General features: G+C 64.4%; 1 protein-coding gene. It reads left to right on the forward strand.

What is annotated here, in order from left to right; genetic code table 11:
• Positions 1-40 precede the first annotated feature (40 nt).
• Positions 41-12,136, forward strand: a complete 12,096-nt coding sequence (locus tag ACFRFQ_RS00885; RefSeq protein WP_378651906.1) for an amino acid adenylation domain-containing protein — start codon at positions 41-43, stop codon at positions 12,134-12,136.
• Position 12,137 lies beyond the last annotated feature (1 nt).

Genomic DNA, 12,137 nt, shown 5'->3' on the forward strand with positions numbered 1-12,137 from the left:
AGTTGTCCACGCTGGTGAGCCACTAGTGGATCTTGAAGTCTTGGAGAAAAATACAGTGCAGTCGGCATTTCCGGTGACAGCGGCCCAACGCAGCATCTATTTCGGGCATCAGTTGGACGCTGTGGGGCATCTTTACAACACCGGTATCTATACGGAGACGCTTGGTGAGGTCGACATCGATCGGGTGGTCGAGGCCTGCCGATCTGTGCTGGATCAAGCCGAGACACTGCATGTGAATTTCGACGTGGATACACAGGGCGCGCTGGTGCAGATTGCGCGTGAGGGCCGCGACTGGGACCTGCCCGTCATCGACTTCCGCGGCGAGGCCGACCCGCGCGCGGCGTCACTGCGATGGATGCGCGAGCGGATGGAATCGCCGGTGGATCTGGCGAGTGATCTGCTCTTCACCTTTGCCGTTCACCTGATCGACGGCGACACGATGAGGCTGTACCAGCAGTATCACCACATCATCAACGACGGCTACGGCATCGCTCTGGTCCTGAACAAGATCACGCGCGCCTACGTGGAGGGCTCCGCGCCGGACCTGCGCGCCGAGTGGGGGCTGGCGAGGTTCGTCGAGACCGACGTCGAGTACACGTCCGGCACCGTGATCGACGAGGATCGTGAATACTGGCTCGCCGAAATGGGTGACCTGCCGACGTCGCCGCGGTTGATCACCGCGGACCATCCGCCGGCGCCCGGCGTCACGAGTGTGACCCTCACCGTCGACCTCGAACGCCGTCAGCGACTCGAGGAGTACGGCAAGGCGCACGGACTGCGGTTGTCGTGGTTGGTGATTGCGCTGCTCGGCGGCTATGTCGCCCGAGCAACGGGCACCACCGACGTCGTGGTGAGCCTGCCGACCACTGCTCGCGGAACACGTGAATTGCGGTCCGTACCAGGCATGGTGGCCAGCGTGCTGCCGATGCGGATCGACGTCGGAGACCAGGCTCGCCTGGCCGATATCGCAACCGGTGCCGAGCAGAAGATGTGGAAACTGCTCAAGCACGGCCGCTATCGCGGCGAGGCCATCGGCCGCGAGCTGGCTGCCCGGAACCCGGATTGGCGGCCCCCGGGTATCGGCATCAACATCATGCCCAACTCGACTTCACGTTTCACCATCGGCCGCGAGTCGACTGTGGAGATGCTTGCCTCCGGGCCGGTCGGTGAACTCGAATTCATCGTGCTGCTGCACAAGTCGGGGCAGCCGATCGAGATCGGACTTCGCAGTCATCCTGACAATGCGCAGCGCTGCAACGAGATTGCCGACAGCGTCGGGGATTTCATCGACTCGTTCCTCGACTCGGTCGACGAGTCGGTGTGGTCGTACGACGTCGACGGACTGGACGTCGCGACCGCGGATCGTCCCCACGACGAAGACGGTGCAGGACCGCTGACGTTGCTGCCGAGTCTTGCTGCTCGCCGTGACAACGGAGCGCCGGTTGCCGGCACTCTGCGTGAGCACCGAATCACCGCTCCCGAGAATCTGACCCGTGAGCAGTTGGCGCAGGCGGTCGACGCACTTGTCACCCACCACCACGGGTTGCGAGCGACTCTTACTGCGCCCGTGCCGGTGCTGTGGATGCTTGCCGTAGCAGAACCCGATGCGGTGAAGGCAGATTTGCTGATCGGCGATGATGGTGTTCCGGACCCCGCAACAGGTCGTGGGCTGTGTGTTTCCCGCTCGGCCGACGGAGAGCTGATCCTCACTGCCGCAGCAGGTCTGATCGACGACGTCTCCTGGAAGATTGTCGCGGAGGACTTTGCCACCGCGCTCCGGGCAGTGTCGAGAGGGCGCAAGGTTGTGTTGCCGCCCGTGCCCACGGCACTGAAGGCGCATGCTCGACGGTTTGCCGAGGAAGCAACATCGCCGACGCGTCTGGCGGAGTTGGTCACCTGGACATCGGTTCTGGCACCGGGCGCATCTCTCGTGGTCGCCACCGATACCGCCGGCGCGCAGGCCGTCCGCACGGCGATGCTGACGGCGGCTGAATATGCTACTGCAACAACGCGAGTGCCGAACCTGGTCAAGGGTGAGCCTGCCGATGTGTGGGCAGCGGCCACCGCGCTCGCAGTGTCCAGTTGGAGCCGGCGCATCGACGGCACCGACGAACTCACCGTTGACGTGTGGCGCGATGGCCGTCAGCCGTGGGGAGCCGGCGACGATGTCGATCTGAGCCGTACCGTCGGGCCGCTGGGTTACACGTCTCCGGTTCGGTTGGTGCTGACCGGCGATGCGCACGGCGCTTTGCGGTCGGCCAAGGAACGGGCACGGGCCGCAGGCGGTTCCGGTTGGCCGCTGCTGCGCTACGCCAATGTTCAGGCAGGCCCGGCTTTGGCAGCTTTGCCGACGCCTCAGGTATTGGTGCGAGATGGGGGCGACCGCATCGCTCGGTACGCCCTGGATATCGCTGTGCACGCCGAGAAATCCGGTGGCGCCCGGGTGGAGTTTGCCTCCGACTTCGGTGTTGACGACGCGGAATTGGAGACGCTGGCCGGCTTGTGGCGAGATGCGCTGCGAGAGTTGGTGGCGTTGGCAGACGGCGGCGCGACGTCCGGGCTCACGCCGTCCGATCTGCGTCACATCTCTCTCACGCAGAACGAGATCGACCTCGTCGAAGCCGTCAGCGACGTGGTGATCGAGGACATCTGGCCGCTCTCGCCGTTGCAGCGCGGACTGTTCTTCCAATCCGTGTTCGATTCCGGTCAGGACATCTACACGGCACAGTTCTCACTGGACTTCGGCCATCGCATCGACGTGGCCAGGATGCGCGCCGCCGCTGCCACGCTGCTGGACGAGAACCCCACGGTACGAGCCGGATTCACCAACGACGGTCTGGGAGACCCGGTCCAGTTCATCGGAACCGGACTCGAGGTTCCCTTCGTCGAAGCTGATCTGTCCATGCTGCCCTATGCGGAGCAGAAGACGGGTGCCGAGGAGTTGGCCGCCGCCGACCGCGCACGACCGTTCGACCTCACCGCACCACCGCTGTGGCGCATGCTGCTCATCCATCTCGGCGACGGGATCGATCGTCTGGTGATCAACCGCGAGTTCATCCTGTGGGACGGCTGGTCTGGCGCACTGTTCGTCGACCAACTGCTGGCCCGCTACGCCGGTGATGCCGTACCCACACCGGATGCCCAATTCACCGACTACCTGACGTGGCTCGACGCTCGTGACCCGGACGTGGCTGCGCAGGCATGGCGCCAGAACTTCGAGGGATTCGAGAACCCGACACTGATCGCCGCCGGCGCCAAGGGCGGTACCCCGGTGGTGCCGACCCGCATCGAGTCCTACGTGGACGCGGAACTGACGTCGGCGCTGCGTGAGCAGGCCAGGCGCAGCGGAGTCACGCTGAACGCGTTGATGAATGCGGTCATGGGACTACTTCTGTCGGCTGAATCCGGCCGCACCGACGTGGTGTTCGGTTCGACCGTTGCGGGTAGGCCGACCGAGATTGTCGGACTCGAGAGGGTGCTCGGCATGTTCCTCAACACGGTGCCCGTGCGAGTGACACTGGTGCCAGGGGAAACTGTGTCGCAACTGCTGAGGCGGATGCAGGACGAGTACGTCGAGCGAATGGAATGCGAGTACCTCGGACTCGGAGAAATTCAGCGCGCCACCGGGCATGCCGAATTGTTCGACACCTTGTTCGTGTTGCAGAACTTCAAGAACGCCACCGAAATGGCGGCGCAGTCGGCCCGGCACGACATCGTGGCCGAGGACAGCCTCGACCACACGCATTACCCGCTGGCCGTGGTGGTCTCGCCCGGTGAGCAACTGCACGTCAAGATCGATTACCGCCACGACATCGTGGACGCCGCGCGCGCTCACGCCCTGCATGAGCGGTTCATCGCCTTGCTGGAAACGGTTGCACGCGACGGTGATCGGTTGGTTGCAGCCGTTCCCGCGCTCACCCCGACAGAATTGGGGCGCGCGGCATTGTCCTGGGATGCGCCGTTGCCTGCTGTCGACGACATCACGATCGCGGAGATGCTCATCGAGCGGGCGCGGTCCATCCCGGACGAGATCGCACTGGTATTCGGTGACGAGCGGGTCACCTATCAGGAACTGGCCGGCCGGGTGGAAGCACTTGCCCGCCAACTGATCGTCCGCGGTGCGGGTCCGGAGTCGGTTGTTGCGCTGGGACTCCCGCGCACGGTGGACATGGTGGTCGCTCTGTTTGCGGTGCTTCGAGCCGGTTCGGCGTACCTGCCGCTCGAACTCGACCAGCCGGACGACCGCCTCGAGACGGTGATCGAGGATGCCGATCCGGTTCTGTTCGTGACCAATACGGCTGCAGCGACGCGGCTGAGTCTTCCCGCTGACCGGTCGATCCTCCTTGGTGTCCCCAATGTTTGGGACACCAGCCCACTGACCGCAGCGGAACTCGGTGCGTTTGCGCCGGGCCGCGTCGGGCGCCTCGATCACCCCGCCTACGTCATCTACACCTCCGGTTCGACCGGCAAGCCCAAGGGTGTTCTCACGCCGTACCGCGGCTTGACGAATATGCAACGCAACCATCAGGAGAAGATCTTCGAGCCGGTGGTGGCGGCCGAGGGTGGGCGTCGACTTCGGGTGGCGCACACAGTTTCCTTCGCCTTCGACATGTCGTGGGAAGAACTGCTGTGGCTCGTGGAAGGCCACGAAGTGCATATCTGCGACGAGGACCTGCGCCGCGACGCGAATGCCCTGGTCGACTATTGCGACCGAGCGCAGATCGACGTTGTCAACGTGACACCCACGTACGCAACGGCTTTGCTGGCCGAGGGTCTGCTCGACCGCGAACCGATCGACGGCGACCGCATCGGGCATCGCCCGCCGCTGGTGCTGCTCGGCGGCGAAGCGGTCCCGGACTCGGTCTGGAATCGCTTACGCGACAGCGACGGAACCCTCGGCTACAACCTGTACGGGCCCACCGAGTACACGATCAACACCCTCGGCGCCGGCACCGACGACAGCGTCACCCCTACCGTCGGAACCCCGATTCGTGCGACGCGGGGATACATCCTCGACGCGTGGTTGCGTCCCGTCGTCGACGGAGTGGCAGGTGAGTTGTACATCGCCGGTGTCGGATTGGCACGCGGCTACCTGGGGCGCACCGACCTCACCGCCGATCGTTTTGTTGCCGACCCGTTCGGCGGCGACCGCATGTACCGCACCGGCGACTTCGTCCGGCTGCGGCGCGACGGAAACCTCGACTACCTCGGTCGCATCGACGACCAGGTCAAGATTCGTGGTTACCGCGTCGAACTGCACGAGGTCGAATCGGCCGTCGAATCACACCCCCTCGCCGCATCGGCCGCTGTGATCGCGGTGGAAGACCCGCTGGTCCCCGGTATGAAACGTCTTGCCGGATACATGGTGGCTGCGGATGATTCGGACCCGGACATCGCCGCTACGGTGCTCGCGTACCTGCGGGCAAAGCTGCCCGACTACATGGTGCCCAGCACTCTGCAGATCATCGACGCGATCCCCATGACGGTGAACGGCAAGCTCGACGCCAAAGCACTCCCGATGCCGGAGATTCGCGCCGGGGCCACATCGCGTCCGCCGAAGAACGCAACAGAGCAGGCGCTGTGCGACGTCTTCGCAGACTTGCTGGAACTCGATTCGGTCGGTGCCGAGGACGACTTCTTCGAACTCGGCGGGCATTCGATGATCGCGATGCGCGTGGTCTCGCGGGTGCGTGCGGAGTTCGACGTGCAGTTGACGATTCGAGATCTGTTCGAGGCTCGCACGCCGGCGCTGATTGCGCAGCTGCTGCCGAACGCGGCAAGCGCACAACCGTCGATTGTCGCCGGCACCCGGCCCGAGTTCGTGCCGTTGTCCGCAGCGCAGGAACGGCTCTGGATGCTCGCGCAACTGCAGGACGACAGCCTGAGTTACCACTACGCGCACGTTGCCCGGTTGGACGGCGCGCTGGACGAGGCAGCGTTGGCCGTAGCTCTGCGCGACGTCGTGGATCGTCACGAAAGTTTGCGCACCGTCATCGGACTCGTCGACGGAAATCCGTTCCAGCAGATCATGGATGTCTCGGATGCGACCCCTCTCGAGATTGTCGACGCGGATGCGAATACCGCGCAGGGTGTGGTGATCGAGCGGCTGACGGCCAACTTCGATCTTCGCACCGACGTACCGCTGCGCGTCACGCTGGTGCGGATCACGCCCACCGAATACGTCATTGTGTTGGTGCTGCATCACATCGCGACCGACGAATGGTCGGACGCACCGTTGCTCGGCGATCTCACCCGCGCCTACCTGTCCCGGACCCAGGGACAGGCTCCGGACTGGGCGCCGCTGCCCGTGCAGTACGCGGATTACGCACTGTGGCAACACGATCTACTGGCCGGTGCACTGTCGGACAGCCAGCTCGGATTCTGGCGTGATCACCTGGCCGGACTGCCGGACGAGATCGTCCTGCCGACCAACCGTCTGCGCCCCGCTCAGCCGACCGGCACTGCCGGCAACGTACAGATCGCCCTCGGCTCCGATGTGGTGCAGAAACTGCGCGCCATTGCCGATGATCACCGCGGCACGATGTTCATGGTCCTGCACGCGGCCACAGCAGCAGTGCTCTCACGTCTGGGGGGTGGCAACGACATTGCCGTCGGAAGCCCGGTATCCGGTCGCTCCGACAGCGCTCTCGACAATCTGGTCGGGTTCTTCGTCAACACCGTTGTGCTGCGCAGCGACCTGTCGGGAGATCCGACGTTCGCAGAGTTGGTGGACCGGACACGTGACGCCGACCTCAGCGCGATGGACCATCAGGACATCCCGTTCCAGCGGGTGGTCGAGGAGTTGGCGCCGCCGCGTGTCGAGGGCCGCAATCCGCTGTTCCAGGTGATGGTGAGCTATCTCCAACGCGCCGGAGTTCTCCCGGATTTCCTTGGGGTGCCCACTCGTTGGGAGCAACTGACCAACGTGCGTGCGAAGTTCGATCTCAACGTCACGTTTGTCGACGCACCGGACACCGGTGAAGTGACCGTCATCGCCGAGTACGCCGAAGACCTCTTCGATCGGGAGCGGGTGGAGATGATCCTCGCCGTCCTGTCACGATTCGTCGACGTGGTTGCGGCTACGCCGTCCGCGCGCGTCGGGGCTGTGGAATTGGTGGACGCCGGTGAGCGGGCTCACCGACTCGCGGTGGGTGTCGGGCCCCGCGCCGAGGTCGAATCCGCGACGATCGGCGACCTTCTTTCGCGGCAGGCAGCGTTGTCGCCTACCACCACGGCTCTGTCCGCTTTCGGCGAGCAGATCGACTACGCACACCTCGAGGCCCGCTCGAACCGTCTGGCCCGCCTGTTGATCGAGGACGGTGCTGGTCCCGGTGACGTGGTGGCCGTCGCGGTGCCGCGTTCGGCAGATCTGATCGTGGCGATCCACGCGGTCGTGAAATCGGGTGCCGCGTACCTGCCGATCGACACGGGGTTGCCGCCGTCGCGTATCGAGTACATGCTCGGCGACGCTCGACCGGTGCGAGTGCTTGCTACCAGCATGGTAACTCTGCCAGGCGGTGTTGCCCGTACCGATGTCGACGCACCGGCAGTGCAAGCCCGGTTGCAGGTGCTCAGTGGTGAGGCGGTGACCGAGCGTCGTAGCGCCCTGACCCCGGCCCACCCGGTGTATCTCATCTACACCTCCGGTTCCACCGGAAACCCCAAGGGTGTGTTGGTGTCTCACCAGTCCGTGGTCAACCGTTTGGCCTGGGTGCAGGCGGAGTCGCCGGTGCTGCCGACGGATCGCGTGGTTCTCAAGACGCCGACCACCTTCGACGTCTCCGTGTGGGAGTTGTTCTGGCCCAGTGTGAACGGTGCAACCACCGTGATAGCAGGCCCGGATACCCACCGAGATCCGGTTGCGCTGGTGAAGTTGCTGCGTGAGAACGACGTGACTATCGCGCACTTCGTTCCGGCGATGCTCGAAGAGGCACTCACCGAGCAGATTTCTGCCGTGACGTCGTTGCGCCGCGTCGTGTGTAGCGGTGAGGCACTGCAGAATCGAACCGTCGCACGGTTTGCCGCTGCGCTACCGGGTGTTCGACTCGACAACCTCTACGGGCCGACAGAAGCTGCCGTCGAAGTGACGCTTGCGGCAGACCTTGCTCGTGACCTCGGCGTCGACCCGGCCGGATCCTCCTCGATCGGTGGTCCAGGGTCGAACGTGGAACTTTACGTTCTGGATGCGCGCTTGCAACCGACTCCGGCCGGAGTGGCGGGCGAGCTGTACATCGGGGGAGTGCAGGTGGCGTACGGCTACCTGGGCCGGTCCGCGCTGACTGCGGATCGGTTTGTGGCCGATCCTTACGGCGACGCCGGTTCGCGGCTCTACCGGACCGGTGACCTGGTTCGCTGGACCGAGAACGGAACCATCGAATTCCTCGGCCGCTTGGACGATCAGGTCAAGATTCGTGGTTTGCGCATCGAACTCGGTGAGGTCGAGACGATCCTCGAGGGCCATCGCGACGTGACCCGCGCGGTTGCTGCGGTGCATCGAAACCCCGACGGTGAGGCGGTACTCGTCGGATACGTCATCACAGCGGCCGACGCGGTGGTCGACGCGACCACGGTGCGCAACGCTCTGAGCGGCACGGTTCCCGATTACCTGATCCCGGCAATCGTGATCACGGTCGACGAGTTCCCGGTCAGCTTCAACGGAAAGCTGGACCGAAAGGCGCTGCCACGTCCCAGCTTCGAGAGCACTGCGTCCTCGCGGGAACCGCGCACGGACTTCGAACGCCAGGTGTGCGAGGTATTTGCGTCGGCGCTCGGACTGGAAACGGTGGGAATCGACGACGATTTCTTCTCGCTCGGCGGCCACTCGCTGACGGCCATTCGTCTGGTCAATGCGTTGCGCAGTGAACTGGGGGTCGAGCTTGCCGTGCGTAGTGTCTTCGAGGCGCCAACGGTTGCGCAGTTGGCTGTGCTCGCTGCCGGCGCCGGAAGCGGTGCTTCGTCGACGTTGGGACGTCGGGCGCGTCCGGAACTGGTGCCGGTCTCGTTTGCCCAGCGGCGGATGTGGATCCTCGATCAGTTGGGTGTCGACGGCGGCGCGTACAACGTGCCGATCTCGTGGCGCGTTCCGGCCATGGTCGATGTTGCCGCGCTGGCAGCAGCCGTCCACGACGTCGTTCTCCGGCACGAAGCACTTCGCACGGTGTTCCACTCCGTGCACGGCGAGCCGTATCAGGTGGTTGTGCCGCCGCGTGACGTCGATGTGCAGGTGCACCGGCACACGGTGTCGGCCGACAATGTTACCGAATGGGTTGCGCAAGCATCGCGCTACAGCTTCGACCTCGAACATGAGATTCCCGTGCGGGTTTCGGTGTTCGAGTTCGACAATGCGGGACAGACGCACACCGTCGTCCTGTTGCTGATCCACCACATCGCGACCGACGAATGGTCTACCCGCGCTTTGCTCGGCGACCTGATGTCGGCCTACGCGCTGCGCCAGCTCGGTCAGGCACCGGACTGGGTGCCGTTGCCGGTACAGTACGCCGATTACACACTGTGGCAGCGGGAGATTCTCGGCGAGCGCGACGACCCGCAGAGTCTGGCCGCAGCGCAGGAAATCTACTGGCGCACGAATCTCGCGGGATTGCCGGAAGAGTTGTCGCTGCCCTTCGATCGGAGCAGGCCGGCCCGGACGAGCTATGCCGGCGGCGCCGTGTATCTGGCCTGGGAACCCGAAGTGGTTGCGGGACTGCGAGCATTGGCCCGTGAACACAACGTGAGTATGTTCATGCTGGCGCAGGCGGCAGTGGCAGTACTTCTGCACAAGTCCGGTGCGGGCGTGGATATTCCGTTGGGAACGCCGGTTTCCGGCCGCGGGGATGCGCAACTCGAAGATCTGGTCGGGTTCTTCCTCAATACGGTGGTCCTGCGTACCGACCTGTCCGGCAACCCGACGCTCGCTGAACTGCTGAACCGGATCCGCGAAAGCGATCTCGGTGCTTTCGAGCATCAGGACTTGCCGTTCGAGCAGGTAGTCGATTCGGTGCTGGGCGGCGGTGAGCGGTCGCGGTCGATGCACCCGCTGTTCCAGACCATGATCGTCTACTTGACGGAGCCCAACCCGGCCGAGAGCCTGGGCGCGGCGATGACTCCGGAACCGATCGAGGTAGCGACCGCCAAGTTCGACCTGTCGTTCGACTTTGTCGAGTACGCGGGCACCGACACCGTGGTGGGCATGATCGAGTACAGCTCGGAACTGTTCGAGCGCAGCACAGTCCAGCGGTTGGCCGACGGACTGACCCAGGTGCTCAGGGAGTTCACGGCACTGTCCGCTGAGCGCAGGTTGTCCGAGATCGAGGCTGTTCCGGCCACGGATCAGCAACTGATCGAGAGTGACTGGAGCGTCAATCCGATTGTGGTGCCGACGCTGACAATGCCGGAATTGTTCGACGCTGCCGTGGCGCAACACACCGGCGAGACTGCACTGCTGGCCGGCGATGTGTCCTGGACCTTCGCAGAACTCGGTGCGCGCGTCAACCGGTTGGCACGGGTGCTGATCGGCAATGGTGTCGGTCCCGAGACGGTGGTGGCACTGATGCTGCCGCGGTCGGCAGAGAGCGTCGTGGCGATTCTCGCGGTACTTACTGCAGGCGGCGCGTATGTCGCTTGTGATCCCGACGCTCCGGCAAGTCGACTGGACACGATCTTCGAAACAGTCTCGCCTGCAGTGACTCTGACGGTGAGTGCCTTTGTCGACCGGATTCCCGCCTCGCTGGTACTGGCGATGGACAGCCTGGAGTTCGACGATCTGTCGTCCGTACCTGTGACCGATGCGGATCGACTCGCACCGCTGCGAGCGGATCATCCGGCATACATCGTGTTCACCTCCGGATCGACCGGTGTACCGAAAGCCGTTGTCGCGCCGCATCGTGGCCTGGTGACACTGTTCCAGAGCCATCGTGCGGATCTGTATGTGCCGACGCAGGAACGGGCGCAGCGTGATCGACTGCGAGTGGGTCACGCGTGGTCGTTTGCCTTCGATGCGTCGTGGCAACCCCAGCTGTGGCTACTCGACGGCCACACCCTCTGCGTCGTGGACGAATCGACGCAGCGGGATCCGCGGCGCATGGTCGAGCAAGCGCGAGATCAGGAGTGGGACTTCGTCGAAGTGACACCGTCGCACCTGGGCCAGCTGATCGACAACGGTCTGCTCGACGGGGAACACATGCCCGCGTCACTGGGCTTCGGCGGTGAGGCCGTCTCGCAGCCGCTGTGGAATCTGTTGCGCGAGAAAGCTGGAGTCGAGGCGTACAACCTGTACGGACCCAGCGAAAGCACCGTCGACGCGCTGGTCGCGCGGGTGTCGGACAGTACGTCACCGGTCGCGGGCCGGCCCGTCGGCAATACGCGTGCTCATATTCTCGACGAGTGGTTGCGTCCGGTTCCGGTGGGCGTCGAAGGCGAGCTGTACCTGTCGGGTGACGGTGTAGTGCGCGGGTACCTCGGTGCAAGCGCACGAACGGCGGAAAGGTTTGTGGCAGATCCGTTTGCCCCCGGCGGAACCCGGATGTACCGCACCGGCGACCGAGCCAAGTGGACGGCGTCTGGTCACATCCAGTATCGCGGTCGCACCGACGACCAGGTCAAGGTTCGGGGATATCGCATCGAACCCGCGGAGATCGAAGCCGCGCTGCTGGCCACCGAAGGTATCGGCGCCGCACTGGTACTGGCCCGCGACGATATCGGTACCCGCGCACTGGTGGCGTACCTTGTCGCCGACGGGACCGAGCCGGACAGTGCTGGTCTGCGGCGGTCCCTGGGCGCTGTACTTCCGGACTACATGATCCCGTCTGCATTTGTAGTTCTCGGCGAGATGCCGACGCTGCCGAACGGCAAGATCGATCGAGCGGCATTGCCGCGTCCGGAGATTGCGCCCGTCGGGGAATACTGCGAGCCGGTGACGGAGATCGAAAAGCTCCTGTGCCGGGTGGTGGCCGATCATGTCGGGCTCGATCAGGTGGGACTAGGCGACGACATTTTTGCGCTCGGCTGTGACAGCATCGGCGTGATGGCTGTGATGAGCCGATTGCGTGAGGCCGGCTGTGAGGTGGAGGCCGCTCAGATCTTTGCCGCCGGTTCGTTGGGCGAATTGGCACGACAACTAACCCCTGTTACGACGTAAG

Source organism: Rhodococcus sp. NPDC056743, from assembly GCF_042790355.1.
Taxonomy (GTDB): domain Bacteria; phylum Actinomycetota; class Actinomycetes; order Mycobacteriales; family Mycobacteriaceae; genus Rhodococcus_F.